Raw genomic sequence first — 16,526 nt, forward strand, 5'->3', positions numbered from 1 at the left:
AACTATTTCAAGAGGAGGGATTAAAAAATGAAAATTGAAGAGTTGATCAATAAGCATTATAACCAACTCCATGATAATGACCTTCATATTTTAAAATATATTTTAAACAACAAAAGCTCCTGCTATGAATTAGGAATCAATAGTTTAGCAGAGAAATGTAATGTTTCTCGCTCATCCATTTTACGATTAGCACAAAAACTAGGCTTTAGCGGGTATAGCGAGTTTCGAGTATTTTTGAAATGGCAAGACCAAAAAGATCCGAATATCCACAAAAGTGGAGTGGAAATTTTAAGAAACGATATTCTTGAAACATTAAAATATGTGAAGAATACAGATTTTTCCGAAATATGCCGTTTGATCTATCATACTGAAAAAATATTTGTTTACGGAACAGGAACCGCTCAATTAAATTGTGCTTTCGATTTACAACGAATGTTTCTTCCCGTGCAGAAATATTTCCATGTGATCCAAGCACAAACTGAGTTTGAAATGATCATCAAAGATTTAACATTGAACGATTTGATCATCATCATTTCGTTTTCTGGTGACACTCCATCCATTTTTCCAGCCGTTCAATCGTTAGTCGCAAAAGGAATCCCGTTTATTTCCGTCACGAATTTAAAAAACAATCGATTGGCAAGAATGACTCCATACAATTTATATGCCTATAGTTCATGCAATGAACTAAAGGATGGAACAAAACTGAATACGTTTTCTTCTTTCTTTATTGTTGGTGAAATGCTTTTTCACCATTATGTAGATTTTATAAAACAAAAAGAAAGTGATCAAAACGATGAACAAGGATCCATTCATTGAAAAGCACTCAAACTCAAAGGCATTCTTCTAAGACTTTTTGGAATACGGTAATCTCCCCTTTTCATGTTATGTTATTCTATCTTACTCAAACTATTCACGAAAGATGGGTTGAGACATGTTAAAAAATGTATTTCGTAAAAGAGCCAAAAAAGTGATTGAAGAATTATATTCTCCACTAAGCGGAGAAGTGATACCATTAGAGCACGTCCCTGACCCTGTGTTTGCTCAAAAAATGATGGGTGACGGTTTAGCCATTATCCCAAGTAGCGGAAAAGTGGTTTCTCCAACCAATGGGAAAATCGTGAAAATCTTCCCTACAAAACACGCCATAGGTCTCCTCTCAGATAAAGGATTGGAAATCCTTATACATATTGGCTTAGATACAGTAGAATTAAATGGAGAAGGATTTGAAGTATTCGTTCAAAATGGACAAATCGTAAAAACCGGAGAGCCTTTATTAAAGGTGGATTTGGAGTATTTAGAAAGAAAGAATAAAGAAATAGTAACTCCTGTGATCATTACAAACATACTTGAAAAAGTGGAAAGTTTGGAATACGCCGCTCATCACGTCGTAACAAAAGGAGAAATTTTGCTGACATGTCATGTGAAAATGTGGGAAAAAGAATCTCTTTAATACGATACAATATGGCGACTTACCCATACGGCTATCACAACGAAAACCAAATAAACGCATGGCAGAATGGACCAATGGCGAATATCAAAATGTTTAGTACAACAAAGAAAAGCCCGGCGGAGAAATCTCTGCTGGGCTTTGACAAGTTTCTTGACCGGTCTTAATCGTCTCTTCCCCAAATACCGAGGAATTGAAGAATATCGATAAATAAGTTAATGAAATCCAAATACAGAGATAATGTTAATGCCGGAACCATTTCTTCCGTAATGTGACGGTGTTTCATTTGGTTGACATCAAAAAGTATATAAAGAGAGAAAACGATGGACCCGATGACCGAACTTACGAGCATTCCACCGGAAGTTAACGGACTAAAAATATTAAAAAATGCTAATGAACACAAACGCTAATAAGGCGACAAATATAATGGTGCCCAAAAACTCACTTGCTTTTCAGAACTCTATTAAGATTCATCCAAAAGACAAAAGACGAGGAGCTGCTCCCTCGTCTTTTTCTTTAGACATATAAATCGTTATCTTCCGCTATGAACGCTAATCATGGCTACGCCTGCCACAATGAGCAGCACGCCTGCTATTTTCCAACTCGTCAGCGTTTCTCCGAAGAAGAAATAGGCCCCAAACAATGCAAACACGTAGGCAAGCGATTGGATCGGGTACGCCACGCTTAACGGAACTTTCGATAAAATAAACAGCCACAACACCGTAGCAGCCCCGTACAAAATCAAACCGGTCAATATATACGGCGATAGCAGCAGCTTCAAAATCCCCAAAAGAGAGGAAAAACTTTGGCCGCTTTTCATCATCCCGTATTTCCATAAAAATTGTCCGCTCACCAATATGAGAGTGTTGACCAATATCAGCACAAAATTAATCGGCGTCATGGCGTTCCTCCTTTTCCGCTCTGAGCGAATGTTTCAGATCTTCCAGTTCTTTTTCTACATAGGCCAGTTCTTGAATGACTTTGGTCAACTTTGCCTGCTGTTTGGATAAAACAATCGTATGATACATCAGCAAAGTCAGCACGACGAAAAAAGCCGCCACAAAAATAAAAGACGGCATATACGAAATGCCAACGGCCCGTGCCAATCGATTTAAAACCGGAAGCAAACATGCAATCAAGATCGCCGCAACAGACAAAACCAGCCAAAGGAACGCCTGCTGATCCTGCAGTTTATTTTTGGAAGTTAGCCACACGACTTGCACGAAAAACAACACGGCCATGACAATCGAAATGATTTGCACAAACCCCATAAACATAACGCTCCTTTAAAAAACCGATCGAATTAAAGAAAAAAACGTGACTTTTAACATATAGTAAATGGATCGAAACGGTGTAATGGAAGATTGTCCGCCTTGCCGTTCATTCATTTCCACTTTAATCTCTTTTATTTTGAAATGCTGGTGCGCCAATTTCACCAATACTTCCACTTCCGGATAGTCAACCGGATAGTGGCGGACAAACTCTTTCATTACTTTGCGGTTGACAATGCGGTAGCCCGATGTCGGATCGGTTACTTTAATGTGAGCAATCCATTTTAACATATAATAAAAATAATAAATGCCCAATCTCCTGATCCAACTGCCTTTATACCCGGTTTTTTCCACAAATCGAGACCCGATGACCATATCGTAATCGGAGCCGGTGATGGCCTGCACTAATTTTTCCAAGTCTTTCGGATCATGTTGGCCGTCGGCATCCAATTGGATCGCATAATCGTATCCGTTCCTGTACGCATAAATATAGCCGGTTTGCATCGCTCCGCCGATTCCAAGATTCGCCGCCAGACTGATATGGGGAATTTGATGTTCGTTTAAAATTTCTTCCGTCCGATCGGTGGACCCATCATTCACGACAATAAAATCATAGCTGCAGGAGTTTCGAAGCCGGTTTACAGTATGGTGTATCGTGTCCTCTTCGTTGTAGGCAGGGATGATTATCAAGATTTTTTCCATAAGACAAAATCCTCCGGCTCTGTAAATTCAAAGCAGAATTTTCATGATATAATGCAAATGAAAAATGACAATAGAAAGGATCTCCATATGCCAACGATTCATAAACGAAACATAATCGGTTATGTATTCTTGTTTCTTCTTACGGAAGCAATACTACTTTTTTATTTATATCAAACCGGAAAACAATTCTTTCGCATTACTCCGGATGGTCAGCTTTATTTTAATATAGCCGAAAATTTCGTCAAGGGAAACGGGATGATCAACACCGTCCGCAAAGAGGACATTATTGTGCCCCCGCTGTTCTCCATTTTTTTAGTGCCGTTTGCGTTTTTCCACAGCGCTAAACTTTTTATTCTTTTTCAGTATGTCGTTTACGGATTCAACGGCGTCCTTCTTGCCTTTTTGGGAGAACAATTGTTTCACCGTTTCAAATCGGGCATGGCGGCCGGGCTTCTGTATGCTGTTCATCCTGTCTTGTTGTTGAACGGTCCGCAATATTTGCTGACAGAAACGCTTTTTATTACGTTTATTCTCTTAATCCTATACAGCATCTTGCGCTTTATTCGCGACGAAAAGAAAACAAAATGGCTGATAACGTCCGTAGCGCTTTTGTCGGCTAGCTTATTATTCCGGCCTCATCTTATGTATGTGTTTTTGCTGCTCGGCCTGTTATGGCTCCTATATTGGCGGACAAAAAAATTGCGAGCCGCGACGATTCTCGCCTTTTTGATTCCCGTTGTTTGTTTAGCCGCCAATGGGCTTCACAACTGGTCTCTTCACGGGAAATTTGTGCTTTTGGAAAACTATAGCGGGCAAAATCTATATATCGCCAATAATCCTCATACGAAAGTGGCGTTCTTTGCAACGACCATCGTCGACCAATTTGTAGAGCCTGAGTATTTTTCATACAGCCGATTGAGCTTATCAGAAAAAAGCGAGTTGTTAAAAGAAAAAGCCGTTCATTACATGCTCTCTTACCCCGGCGAAACGATCAAACGGCTTGTGCTGAAAACCGGTCTGTTCTTCCAAGGGATTGACGCCCTCGATTGGATGACTCTCTTCATCAGCATAGCCGGAATCGTCTGGAGTTTATGGAAAGAAAAGAAAATGCGGCTGGAAATTTTATTTCTGATCTTATTTATACTGGGATTTGCCGTTTTGACTTCCCTCGGTCTACTCGTCGGTGGACAACGCTACCGCGTTCCGATTATTCCGGTCTATCTGCTCTTTGGCGGCTACTTTCTCTCTTCTCTTTTGCCAAGACAGTTATTCCGCGGGAAATAATGAAAATGCCGATCAACACCTGGCCCTCAACCTTCATCCGTGTTGTGATGAAGGGACACCAGAGCGGCCAGGTGTATACGATCCGGTTTCTAAACATCATAAGTTTTCGAATAATCTAAATTTGTGAAGTCCATTAGATGCCCGCAATGTGATTGGTTCACGGGCATATCATCGCGATAAATCCGTGTTGGTTTCTTGATGTTTGGGCAACATTTTAAGAAAACGAATATATAAAATAGACACGACAAGATACCCCACTAAATAATAGAAAGAAAACAGATCGATTGTCGGACGATCATGGTGCGGACCGCAAAGAGAACAAAAGGCAGCACAAACATCCAAGGGATGAATCTCATCGTTTTTTGAAAATGAGAGAGAAGGGTTCTATTCCACGTGAACTTTCCGAATAGGAGATAGATATTCCCTATAATAAATCCGATCACAAAAGGCAAAATGGCAGATACATTGACGAACCCTAACAAAATGGGCACCGAAAGAGCCCCAAAAGAACCTATGCCTAGCACGGTAGAGTAGCTGAGCTTTATGACATGATGATTCAAATCTTCCCTATCATACTCTTTTAAAAGATCAGCCGCCAATTCATTCGGAGACAAAAATTCCATTAACACACTTTGAGGAATTTCTTCCGGGCTAACCCCTTTCTTTTCTTTTTCCAATGCCTTTTCATATAAATCAGAACGAAGCTTTTGAATAAAAGGTTGTTTTACATCTTGAGGCATATCATGCAGCCTTTTGCTAAAATCTTCAAGATACGATTGAACCAGCTGATGGGAGAAAAAACGATCTTTTCTCATTTCCGCACCCTTCCTTATAAGGAATTTCAGGATCTCTTTAATATGACCATACTTCCTTTTGAACCTTGCGTCATATCAGCGAACGCGAATAAAGGAAAAGCCCCACAGAGATTTCTCTGTAGAGCTTTTGACATACTGCAGGCCGCAACAGCCGCCTAATCTTTGCTTTGCCAAATACCGAGGATTTGAAGAATATTGATAAATAAGTTAATGAAATCCAAATACAGAGATAAAGTTAATAACGGAACCATTTCTTCCGTAATGTGATGGTGTTTCATTTGGTTGAAATCAAAAAGTATATAAAGAGAGAAAACGATGGACCCGATGACCGAGTATGCGAGCATTCCACTGGAAGTTAACGGGCTAAAAATATTAAAAATGCTAATGAACACTAACGCTAATAAGGCGACCAATAAAATGGTGCTCAAGAACGATAAATCTTTTTTAGTGACGGCACCGATCAAGCCCATGACGGCAAATATCCCGAATGTCGAACCAAAAGCCATCAAAACCACTTGCGCACCAGCTGTAGAAATATAATGACTCACGATCGGATAAGTGGTGATTCCGGAAAGGAAGGTAAAAACATAAACAAACGTATAGCCGACGCTTTTGCTTCTTCTTAACAAAAACGCTGCGAAAATCATGACAAATTCCGCTACGGCTAACGGAAACATCAATACCGGAGGAACAAATTTCCCTGCATACATACCGACCGTTGCGAATAATAAAGAAATCACAAACGTCAAAAGAACTTTTTGAAACATCGATCTTCGGTTTACTTGAACAACATCTATCATCAAACATCCCTCCTTTCTTATATTATACTTTTGTTCCTATATTATTTCCATTCTTTGTATAAAAGATGAATCTCTACTATCTACACTTTATTTAGAAGGAAAAGGTCTTTTTATTTTCCATTATAGTCATCTTTTAAGAATTCATCCCCCATTGGAATAACTCATCTCGTCCAATTAAATAAAATGAATCCTCCTTTTTCCATAAACCTAGACGCTGTAACTTAAAGCGTATTAATTCTTTATTATCAAAAGATACCAACAATATCGAATAATTGAGACCTGCAGTATTTAACTCATTTGCTAGTAACTGTAAATATTTAATGTCTTTCGTATGGAAGGCTTCTGGGCTGAATTTAACCTCTGCAAACTCTCCCACTTCTCCATCCCAAAATCCAGCATCGACCGTTTGCCGATAAACATCGCTGTCATCTTCTTTTTTATAAGAAAACGACGGAATATATTTTACCGGTTTGCCATCAACCACTACCATTACCCCATATCCAAAAACACCTTTTTTACCACTGTGCCTTAAACTAAAGACTTTTTCAAATAACTTTTCCGGAACTAGCCCGCGCATTTTTTTTCGATCTTCTTCATTTTGGCACACTGAAAAGAATTCATGAGTTAAATTAATCAATTGTAAAGTATCTGGAGCTGCTTTTTTGCGATTAGGAGCTATGGCTTGAGACCATCTTTGGAGTTTTGTTTTATAATTATCAAGCGTCCATGTACTGCTGATCCTCATAAACTCACAAAAAGGCCTAAATTGACTTCTATAAGTAAATAAAAATTCGGCAATCTTTTTTGCCGTTGGTTCAAGATTAGGGTATGGATAATCTGAATGGCAGAATTGTATTCGCATCAAAGCATTCAATTTACTCACCGACCGATTGATTTTCATGATTCAGTTTCATTGATTCCAAGATATCCATCGTTGGTAACACAATTGGTGCGATTAGCATATGAGAAGTTAAAGAAGTTATTAAACTACGAGTATATGGCAATAACTGTGGAACCGTTTGTATATCTGTCCAGTATTCTAATTTTTCTGTTGAAGCAGAAGTATTAGCCTTAAAACGTCCTTTGTATACAATTTCGATTTTTAATACTATATCATCACTACCCTCTTCCCTACTATTCACGACGGTTTTTAAAAAAGTGTTAACTTCTTTTTCACTAATTGGTTCTAAGCGCTTTCCTAAAACAATTTCATTTACATATTTCCCCTTTTGAAACGGTTTCATCTTGTCTATATGTACAGATTCAAGACTTGCTTCTATTAACTGAATTTTTGTTTTAGCCAATGTATACAACTCGTAAGCCTGTTGATTATCCAATAATATCCACTCCTTTTTTTGTATAATTATAACAAAAGCCCTGCTGATTTACAGCAGAGCTTAATATAAATTCCCATTCTATATGATCCGAATCAGATTTCAGCCTATTATTAAAAAAAACGGTTTCTTCAAAAACATCTACTAAATCAGTAGCAGACGATTCCATACAACCCGTTATAAATTCATTTAGTGCTGTAAGTAATTCAGAAATAGACAATAACAGATTAGAATGGATTTCATTTTCAATGTCCATCTCTAAAAGCATCTGTCTATATGTTAAAAAGTTTAATATTTCCTCTGTATCCGGCAACGTCGTTTTCCCAATGTTTTTTACATAGCCTATACCGTACTCATTCATCCAGTCCCAAAAATACGAATTTTCATCGTCAAGTTCAATTCCGTATTTTACCATTTGGGGAAACGAAACAAAATTAGCAGGTGACCATTTCATACAATGAAATAAGCTGCTGATCATACTATTCATAATGAAAGTCAACAATCGATCAGATTCAGTTTGATCCGTCCTTTGAATTCCCATGAACTCCCAAACATTGATGTTCATAGTCCTTCCTCCTTCCGAACGTGCTGTTTAACTTTATTATATAGAATATACGGCCAAAACGATACTAAAAATATCGTAAAAAATTTTCGACAAATGCCTAATTGGGGTCACTATAAATTAAGACTAAATCGAAAACAAACCCAATTCTTTTGACAACTGTTCTTAAAGCTTTGTCTTGTTTCTTTTTACATGCTTAAACAGCTCTTGATCCGTCCATTTCATTTTATTTTGTAAAGCGACACAGAATGATGCGAGCAGAAATGGGCCGTCTGAATTGGACTGGAACTCTATCCCTCCTGAAGAAAGGTCGTCTAGTTTGGCTGTGACCGAATCATATTCTTCTCTATAAATGCGCATCGCTTCTTTCGACAATTCCTCTGCCATATCGGTTAATCCGTATTTCTCCAGCATTCGTCTCTCGTGCTCGCCGATGTAGTACGTGCAGGAAAAGAGAAGAGAAATTTCATCATTCGTGAGGATATTTAGCGAACCGAAAATCTCTTTCACTTCTTTCTCCAACTCGCGAATCAGCTTCCATTCTTTTTTCCGGGGTGCTAATTCTTTCACAATGCTGGAATAATACCAGTGTTGATCGCGTTTTCCACGGTTGAAACGCTCCCAAATTTTTTCTCCAATCACTTCAAGATCAGCCCGGATCGTTCTTAAGTTATGTAATTTATCCGCCGTGATCACTTGAATTTCTTCTAAACTTGCCTGTTTCAACGAATCAATGGTGTGCTGTTTTCGCTCATTCCAAGGCAAGCTTTTATCCGGTTCCGAGGCCGCACGCACAAGAATGGCAATCCGTTCTCCAAAATGTTCTGTCAATTCCTCATAAGTGACAGAAGTGTCTTCAAGGGTGTCATGAAGGATGCCTGCAGCGATGACCTCATCACTGCACTTCGCCTTTTGCAAAAGCATCCCAACGGCAAATGGATGCGTAATATACGGAATGTCTGTCGATTTCCTAGTCTGTCCTTCATGCGCTTTTGCTGCAAAAATAATCGCCTTTTCAATGATGCTCACAATACATTCCTCCCAGTTTTTATCACCATTTATGAAAAACGCAACAGGAATACAGCAATAAAGGAGTAAAAACGGCACAGTCCTTGTGATTTTTGCGGGAAAATATAGGAGTCACTGTTCCCGAATGTCAGTATTTTGCATGATGAATTTCCGATATTTTCTTTCATACTATTATAATCAAGGAAAATTTTCTTTTTAATGGAAATATTTTTAATAATTTTATAATAGAAGGTTGTGGTTTGAAAAGTGATGCCTATAGCTTAGATTGAAATTATAGAAAAAACTCTTCTCCAATCTAAAATAGAGGAATTGGCTCCTTATCAAATTTAGGAATATCCCCACATATATAGTTCCTTTTATCTTTATATATAAAAAGCCCCGCAGAGATTTCTCTCCGCAGTGCTTTTCAATCTGATCTATCAATCTTCGGGGAAAGACAGCGACGTGTAACCTATTTTACTTTTACTATTCTTTCAGCACTCCTATTTCTTGATCCATCCATTGCAATTACTTTTATGGATGTTCCAGTTTTCTTAGGTGTGATTCTAATCACATATTTTCCGGATTTGTCGGTTTTGGCGCTTCCGATTGTTCGACTTCCGACATAGGCTATCACTGTGGAGTTTGGTTCTGCTTTTCCGGTAATCGTGGTGGATTTGCTGGAAATGGTATTCACACTAGGTGCAGCAGGCGGAATTTTATCCACTACCACTACCACTTTTTCATTGCTCGTATAACCCATCTTATCTTTCACTGAAACATATAGCTTCGTACCGTTTGATTGCACTGGAATTGGAATGCTGAAATATCCTTTGCTGTCGCTTTTACCGGTATAAACTTTCGAATTGATTTTCACTGAAACTGTTCCATTTGGCACCGTTTTTCCTGTCACTGTCTTGCTCTTATCGCTTACCATATTTACAGTTGGCGGTGCCGGGAGCAAGTCAGGGCATTGGACACTAAGTACGTATTGACCCGTAGAACTGCCTGCTTGATAAACTTTCACATAATATGTCCCCGCTTCGAGATCCGCCCAGTCTGACCATTTGCCCGGATCCGCCGAATTGCCTTCAGAAACATAGTGCCTGAATACCTCATTTCCTTCTGAATCTTCTAGGGCTATATTCACTCCACCTATATAAGAGTCCAGCTTAACCGTTACACGGCCTGCTTTCGGCAAGACGACTTTGTAGACGTCTTCGCTGTCATTCCAGCTGATAAATCCTGTTACTGTCTGGCTATTGAGCGCGATCGGCTGCGCTTGCGTTGTTCCATCATTAGGTTCAATCTCATTATTATGGGCTGCCACGTAGTTTACTTTTAAATCATATTTTCCCGTAGAACTGCCTGCTTGATAAACTTTCACATAGTATGTCCCCGCTTCGAGATCCGCCCAGTCTGACCATTTGCCCGGATCCGCCGAATTGCCTTCAGAAACATAGTGCCTGAATACTTCATTTCCCTCTGAATCTTCCAGGGCTATATTCACTCCACCTATATAAGAGTCGAGTTTCACTGTAACTCTCCCAGCTTGCTTTAAATTTATCGTGTAGATTTGTTGATTATCAGTGTCAGTAATGTATCCAGAAACTGATGTATCGAACGGCAAGTCTGTCGGTGAACTGGCGAATGCCGTTTTCGTTTTCAGAGATGAAATAGTGAAAATGAGAATAAGACCGAAGAAAAGAAAAATATCTTTTTACCACTTTTCATAAAATTCCCTCCTAATCAAAAAGTAATAATATTGACTGTTTATGTACTTCACTCCCTTTATCCGACTATTGAACTAGTACTTTTTTATTCTACAACTATTAACAAAATAGGACATTATTTTTTCTTTTTCAAAATTCGACCAATTTCGCGAAATTTTCAACGTGACAGTCAGTTCCCAAGAAATAAAAACAAAACCCTGCAAAGACTTTTCTCCACAGAGTTTTTTCAACCTATTTTTTAGAGACGGACAGGCACACATACTAAGGCGTTTCATATAGAAAATATCCTTGCAACGCTTTGACATAAAGATTACTTCCTACCTGATACATTCCTCCGTTGTCTTTGCTGTAGCTGTACACTCGATAGGTCTCATATGGGTAAAGCATTCGGACGAACTTGAGCTGACCTGCTTCATTCTTGCTTTGGAGCTGTATCGGTTTTAAAATCGTCACTTTCCCTATCTGTCCTTTTTTCAACTCTTTCTTCCAATTCGGTTTTGGCAAATAACTGATCGCTTGTCTGCCCATTTGTATCCAGGCCGCTTCGAAGCCTTTCCTGTTGACCGCACGATTTTTCCGATGGTACAGAGGATCATTGATATAGATATAACGATCGTCATACCCCGTTATAAGAACGGAATGTTCCCGATAAGTAATGGCAACTTTGCCTTTTCTGGTATTCCAAATACGAAACTCAGAAGAAGGCAGTTTCTTAAATTTTGAATTGACAATGACCCAAACCGGGGCACCGCGATCGATAAATTGATAAATCGTCTTCAGATCTTTATTCGACAAATTGACAGCCCGATCGTGTATATATTTTTGAGCCAATTCATAAATGGGGGGATAATAGACCCCGTAGCCGCTTTGTGTGAACGTGTACATATTTCCGACAAATCCTTCGTAAGGATTGCCGTAGAGGCCGTTTTGACGAAAAGGAACTTTTTTCACTTGCTTGGCCAATGTCATTTTGTCCACTTTCACTCCTGCGTGCTGCAAAAGCATCGCGAGAGATGTGACCTCACAGCCGCGAGGCAATTGGGGCATTTGCTGAATATAGGGTGCATTTAAAATGGTTTTCGCATTCGTTTGATCTGTCCACCCCAAACAAATAAGAAATAAAGCACCGAATAAAATGATTTTTTTCAAACATTTCTCTCCTTATCCAACTCTTCCTCTTTATTGTCTGCCATTGTTCAAGAAACTACTCCATTCTTTTCAGCGGTCAGTACCATGAATGGCGAACCGTCGAGCGAGAGTCAAATGCAATAAAGTTAGCGGAAGCAGCATCCATCAATAGATGGTCTCAAATATTAAGAGCACATACGCAGAAAAATTCCGGCGGGTGATAAGGTCGCATCACAATTGTTCGAATTTCCGCAGCTGATCCTCTCTGCCAAAGACAATCAATAAATCATTGGCCAACAGTTGTTCATCTGGTTTCGGGTTGCTGATGATCGTATTTCCCCGCTTGATGGCCACAATGGTGACCCCGCACACTTGACGGAGTTTCGACTGCTTTAACGTTTGATTGACCAGCTTGGAATCTTCTCTCAGCACGATTTCTTCCACATTATAGGCTCCTTCCGAATCTTGCAAAAGGGTATCCACTAATTCCATGCTGACTGGTTTCAATACGGACATCGCCATTCGTTTTCCGCCGATGCTGGAAGTGTTAATCACTTTATCCGCACCGGCACTGTATAACTTTTTTTCCGCCTCTTCTTTCTCCGCCCTCGTTACAATGAGGATATTCGGATTGATTCCTCGTGCCGTGAGCGTAATAAACACGTTATCGGTATCGCTTGGCAGCGTGATGACAATACAAGAAGCCCGTTCAATGCCGGCCGCGATGAGAACATCATCATCGGTGGCATCTCCGTTTACATAAAGAAGATCTTCTGTTTTTTCTAATATTTGCTCGTTTTTTTCCACTGCTACAATCGGCTGATGTTCCCGTTTTAATTGAGCAACCACTTGTTTGCCGACTCTTCCCAAACCGCATACAATAATATGTTGTTCCAGTTGATCAATCTTATGGTTCATTTTTCTACGTTTCACCTCATCCGCCCATTTCCCGTCAATCACCGCACTGGCAAATCGGGCCAAAATATACGTCACAATCCCAATCGCAACCGGAATAATAATCAGGGTAAAAATCTTCCCTTGAATCGTCGTCGGTGTCATATCCCCGTAGCCGATCGTCAGCACAGAAACGACCGTCAGCCATACCGCATCAAAAAAAGACAGGTGCTCTGTCCACATATAGCCGAATGTACCAATAATAAGCGTAAGTGCAAGACAAGAAACAGGAATAATCAGCTTGCGAATATTCATTTTTCCTCCTATCGTAAAAATCACGTCTTTTATTGCTTCATTTCTCAGCTCTTCTTCGTTGCATCTCCTCTTTTTCATTACAAACAGCTTAGCGAGAAAAAGTGTTGCAGCGGACTGATTCTCTTGGCTTCGCGCTGTAAGAAATGAATTAATATGCCCTGCTTATGTATCCAACTCCGAAATCACCACCGGTTCAATCCTTGCCGCAAACAGTAAAAGATGTCCATTTATCCACTTTTGCATTTCCTTGAGGATGTCGGATTTTGTAAATTTTTCTTAAAATACGTAATCTTTCATACATATTATAAATCACTTCTATCAAAATGAATGAAGTTTTATCATCTTTCTTGCCGATTAGCCAAGCGGCAGCCAGAACGACGCTTCAAACAAAAAACAAAGAATGATCCATTCCGCTAAGAAAATAAAAAAAGAAAAGCCTCGTGAGAGACCTTTCCGCAGAGCTTTTCTTCGACATGTTTTGTTCAACCACGATCGGGTGCAGACGCCCCACACCCAATCTGCTATTCTTTCAGTTTAAATTGAGACATCGTTGCATTTAAGGATTCGGTCAGTTCTCTTAGCGAAGACACTTTTCCCACCATTTTACTAATAGAATGTTTCTGTTCCTGAGTGGAGGCAGAGATTTCTTCGCTTCCTGCCGCTGTTTCTTCCACAACTGCACTGATGCTCTCTACATTTTGCAGAACATATTCGTTGGATTTTTTAGAACGATCAACCCCACTGACCAACTCTTCCAGCACCGAAGTGATTCCTTTTACTTTTTCTTCGATTTGTTCGAAGACTTCCAAGGTGCGGTTCATGTTTCTATTTTGCTGATCTGCAATTTTAACCCCTTCTTCAACGGAAGAAGTAATCGATGTTAAGCCATTTTTAATGAAATTGACCATCTCAAAGATTTGTTTCGTAGCCTGTGTGGAATCTTCCGCCAACTTTTTGACCTCTTCGGCAACCACGGCAAATCCTTTTCCTGCTTCCCCTGCTCGTGCAGCTTCTATTGCCGCATTTAAAGCAAGCAAGTTCGTTTGGTCTGCAATATCCGAAACGACTTTGGCCATATCTTCGATTTTGACAGCATATTGGATAAAGTTATTGGTAGCTTGTTCGATCGTACGTGTCGCTTTCACATTGTTCTCGATGAATGATTTTTGTTCATTGATGGCATTTCTGCCGTCCATGATCACCGTATTGGCATCATTCGCAAACTCAACAGATTTCCCTGCTTTTTCAACGTTGTCAGCAAATTGCCGGTCCATTTGTTCGATTAATTCTACGGAGCTTTGCAAATCCTCTGAAATGCTTTGCGCTCCCTTTGATAATTCATCGGTGGAAACGGCAATTTGGTTGCTTGACTCCGTTAACGTTTGGTTCTCCGTTTCTAATTCTTTGGCGAACAAGTCTACCTTTTCACTGGCATGTTCGATGGAAGTCAACAAATTGGATAGGTGATCGACCATTTTAGAAAAAGCATCGTTTAATAAACCGAGTTCATCATGATGTTTGTATTCAACATGGTCGACTATAAGATTCCCTGAAGCAATTTCTTGTGCGTTTTTCGCCAGCTTCTTTAAAGGATTCGTAATACCGTTTGCCATTCTCATAACGACAACAGCTGTAACGACGAGCAGGATTATACTTCCGATAAGAGCAAACGTGATGACAAAACTGATTTTAGACTTCAATGATGCTTGCAAAAATTCATAGTGGTTGGATGTATAGAGATCCAACATGTATAAATCATTTGTGATACCCAGGGTTCTCAGCGACTGCCGTTTTACTTCAGGAGCATTTTCATCTTTAAGAGCATCCAATGATTGAGATTTTAAGTCCGTAAACTTCGCTTGCGCTTTACTCAGAATTTGTTTTGATTCTTTTTCCTTTAACAGTCCGTCCGCTTGTTTAAACAGTTTATCCGTCAGTTCTAATTGTTGTTCTGCATCTTGTTTGTTTCCATCTGTCATGTTGTAGGCAAAAGTATTTAAACTTTGCATCGTCGCTTTCGTTTCGGCCCTTAACTCTTGGACAGTCAGTAAAACTTTCATATAATCTTGGTTCGAACTTTGTATGGATAACATACGAATAATGATAAATGCGATCATGAATATTGAGAGAGCTAACATGAGCAATGAATTCAGTAAAATTTTCTTTTTAATCGTCATGATATCCTCCAGATCTAGTTTTGATGAAGAGTAATTTTTTCTCCGTTAATAAGCTTTTCTTTCGCTGACTCCAGCGCTTTTTTATCTTTATCCGTGAAAGGAATGACACGAATAGGAGCAAGACCCACACCGTTTTCTTTCAGCCCTAATTCGATCGGATGAGAAGGCAGTTCTTTGTTTTTCTTGTAATCTTTGATGATATTAAATATAGCGACATCCACGTTTTTCATCATCGAAGTGACAACGGCTTTTTCTGCATAAAAATATTGGTCGCTGTCCACACCGATGGCATATACGTGGTTTCTTTCGGCTTCTTTCAAAACTCCGACCCCCGTAAATCCGGCAGCCGCATAGAGTACGTCACTATGATTAGCAATCATTTCTTTAGCGATGCGGGCACCTAGCTTATCATCGCCAAAGTTGCCGCCGGCATATTTCGTCAATATTTTAATGCTTGGATCCACTGACTTTACTCCTTCTTCAAAACCTCTCGCAAACTTTTGAATAAGAGGAACTTTATCACCGCCTATAAAACCGACTGTTTTCGTTTTGGTCGTCAACGCGGCAATGACACCCGCTAAATAGCTTCCTTCATCTTCTTTAAACGTAATAGAAGTGACGTTGGGCAAATCCGATACGGCATCGATCAACACAAATTTTTGGTTTGGATATTGTTTGGCCACTTTTTCCAAATCCTCTTGCACCATATATCCTAAACCAATCACGATATCGTTTTTCTCTTTTACCAGTTCTTTCAATCCTTGTTCATATGTTTTCGTATCTTTTAACTCACGATAATCAAATACGATGCCCAAATCATCTCTTGCTTTCATTAATCCTCGAAAAGCTGCATCCGAAAATGACTGGTCCCCCAAGCCATCATCCGATAACATGATGCCAACCTTCGTTTTGTGTTTTAAAGGATCTTCCTCTTTTACGCCACACCCGCTTATGACGGTCGTAAGGAAAAAAATAATCACAAAGAATATTAATGACTGTTTTTTCATCTAAGGTGTTTCCCCTTCCAATATTTTTCTTTATATAAATATCGACATC

Annotated in this window: 17 protein-coding genes and 1 pseudogene; 3 read left to right on the top strand and 15 right to left on the bottom strand. The window is 39.4% G+C overall.

Going from position 1 to position 16,526, the window contains the following annotated elements; all coding sequences use genetic code 11:
• Positions 1-27 precede the first annotated feature (27 nt).
• Both BSM4216_RS14660 and BSM4216_RS14665 read left to right on the top strand, forming a co-directional pair.
• Entirely contained in the window at positions 28-816 is a 789-nt protein-coding gene (locus BSM4216_RS14660; protein WP_048624185.1) for a MurR/RpiR family transcriptional regulator, read from the top strand.
• 115 nt (positions 817-931) lie between these two features.
• Entirely contained in the window at positions 932-1,450 is a 519-nt protein-coding gene (locus tag BSM4216_RS14665) for a PTS sugar transporter subunit IIA (protein ID WP_048624186.1), read from the top strand.
• A 160-nt stretch (positions 1,451-1,610) separates the two neighbouring features.
• Here BSM4216_RS14665 and BSM4216_RS14675 read toward each other — a convergent pair.
• The 4 genes and pseudogenes from BSM4216_RS14675 to BSM4216_RS14690 all read right to left on the bottom strand — a co-directional run.
• Positions 1,611-1,866, bottom strand: a pseudogene (locus BSM4216_RS14675) (Bax inhibitor-1 family protein); the annotation flags it as partial.
• Positions 1,867-1,979: 113 nt separating this feature from the next.
• Positions 1,980-2,348 carry an EamA family transporter gene (locus BSM4216_RS14680; RefSeq protein ID WP_048624188.1) on the bottom strand — a complete coding sequence of 123 codons (369 nt, stop codon included), beginning with the start codon at positions 2,346-2,348 and terminating at the stop codon, positions 1,980-1,982.
• Entirely contained in the window at positions 2,335-2,718 is a 384-nt protein-coding gene (locus BSM4216_RS14685; protein WP_048624189.1) for a DUF2304 domain-containing protein, read from the bottom strand. Before BSM4216_RS14685 ends, BSM4216_RS14680 begins: the two co-directional genes overlap by 14 nt.
• Before the next feature lie 15 nt (positions 2,719-2,733).
• Positions 2,734-3,420, bottom strand: a complete 687-nt coding sequence (locus BSM4216_RS14690; RefSeq protein ID WP_003353000.1) for a glycosyltransferase family 2 protein — start codon at positions 3,418-3,420, stop codon at positions 2,734-2,736.
• 87 nt (positions 3,421-3,507) lie between these two features.
• Between BSM4216_RS14690 and BSM4216_RS14695 the strand changes: the two genes are divergently transcribed.
• Positions 3,508-4,704 (top strand): hypothetical protein, encoded by a 1,197-nt coding sequence (locus BSM4216_RS14695; protein WP_156179268.1) that lies wholly within the window; start codon positions 3,508-3,510, stop codon positions 4,702-4,704.
• A 257-nt stretch (positions 4,705-4,961) separates the two neighbouring features.
• On the opposite strand, the gene BSM4216_RS14700 is transcribed toward BSM4216_RS14695, so the two are convergent.
• The 11 genes from BSM4216_RS14700 to BSM4216_RS14750 form a co-directional block, all read right to left on the bottom strand.
• Complete coding sequence (locus tag BSM4216_RS14700; RefSeq protein ID WP_048624191.1) at positions 4,962-5,519, bottom strand: hypothetical protein; 558 nt, start codon at positions 5,517-5,519, stop codon at positions 4,962-4,964.
• Positions 5,520-5,674: 155 nt separating this feature from the next.
• Positions 5,675-6,319 carry a Bax inhibitor-1/YccA family protein gene (locus tag BSM4216_RS14705; protein WP_048624192.1) on the bottom strand — a complete coding sequence of 215 codons (645 nt, stop codon included), beginning with the start codon at positions 6,317-6,319 and terminating at the stop codon, positions 5,675-5,677.
• A gap of 133 nt (positions 6,320-6,452) precedes the next feature.
• A complete protein-coding gene (locus tag BSM4216_RS14710) occupies positions 6,453-7,193 on the bottom strand; it encodes a hypothetical protein (protein ID WP_048624193.1) in 741 nt (246 codons plus the stop codon).
• A gap of 1 nt (position 7,194) precedes the next feature.
• The gene (locus BSM4216_RS14715; RefSeq protein WP_048624194.1) at positions 7,195-7,656 is read right to left on the bottom strand and encodes a protein-export chaperone SecB; all 462 of its coding nucleotides are present in this window, start codon (positions 7,654-7,656) and stop codon (positions 7,195-7,197) included.
• Entirely contained in the window at positions 7,649-8,218 is a 570-nt protein-coding gene (locus BSM4216_RS14720) for a hypothetical protein (RefSeq protein ID WP_048624195.1), read from the bottom strand. Before BSM4216_RS14720 ends, BSM4216_RS14715 begins: the two co-directional genes overlap by 8 nt.
• A 162-nt stretch (positions 8,219-8,380) precedes the next feature.
• Positions 8,381-9,244: an HD domain-containing protein gene (locus BSM4216_RS17295; RefSeq protein ID WP_048624196.1), complete on the bottom strand. Its 864-nt coding sequence runs from the start codon at positions 9,242-9,244 to the stop codon at positions 8,381-8,383.
• Between the two features lie 451 nt (positions 9,245-9,695).
• The gene (locus BSM4216_RS14730) at positions 9,696-10,760 is read right to left on the bottom strand and encodes an Ig-like domain-containing protein (RefSeq protein WP_048624197.1); all 1,065 of its coding nucleotides are present in this window, start codon (positions 10,758-10,760) and stop codon (positions 9,696-9,698) included.
• Positions 10,761-11,217: 457 nt separating this feature from the next.
• On the bottom strand, positions 11,218-12,105 hold the full coding sequence (locus tag BSM4216_RS14735) for a C39 family peptidase (protein ID WP_082142359.1): 888 nt from the start codon (positions 12,103-12,105) through the stop codon (positions 11,218-11,220).
• Between the two features lie 210 nt (positions 12,106-12,315).
• Complete coding sequence (locus BSM4216_RS14740) at positions 12,316-13,293, bottom strand: potassium channel family protein (protein WP_048624198.1); 978 nt, start codon at positions 13,291-13,293, stop codon at positions 12,316-12,318.
• Positions 13,294-13,814: 521 nt separating this feature from the next.
• The gene (locus tag BSM4216_RS14745; RefSeq protein WP_048624199.1) at positions 13,815-15,470 is read right to left on the bottom strand and encodes a methyl-accepting chemotaxis protein; all 1,656 of its coding nucleotides are present in this window, start codon (positions 15,468-15,470) and stop codon (positions 13,815-13,817) included.
• A gap of 14 nt (positions 15,471-15,484) precedes the next feature.
• Positions 15,485-16,477: a BMP family lipoprotein gene (locus BSM4216_RS14750; protein ID WP_048624200.1), complete on the bottom strand. Its 993-nt coding sequence runs from the start codon at positions 16,475-16,477 to the stop codon at positions 15,485-15,487.
• Between the last annotated feature and the right edge of the window lie 49 nt (positions 16,478-16,526).

The sequence above is a fragment of the Bacillus smithii genome (assembly GCF_001050115.1).
GTDB lineage: Bacteria > Bacillota > Bacilli > Bacillales > DSM-4216 > Bacillus_O > Bacillus_O smithii.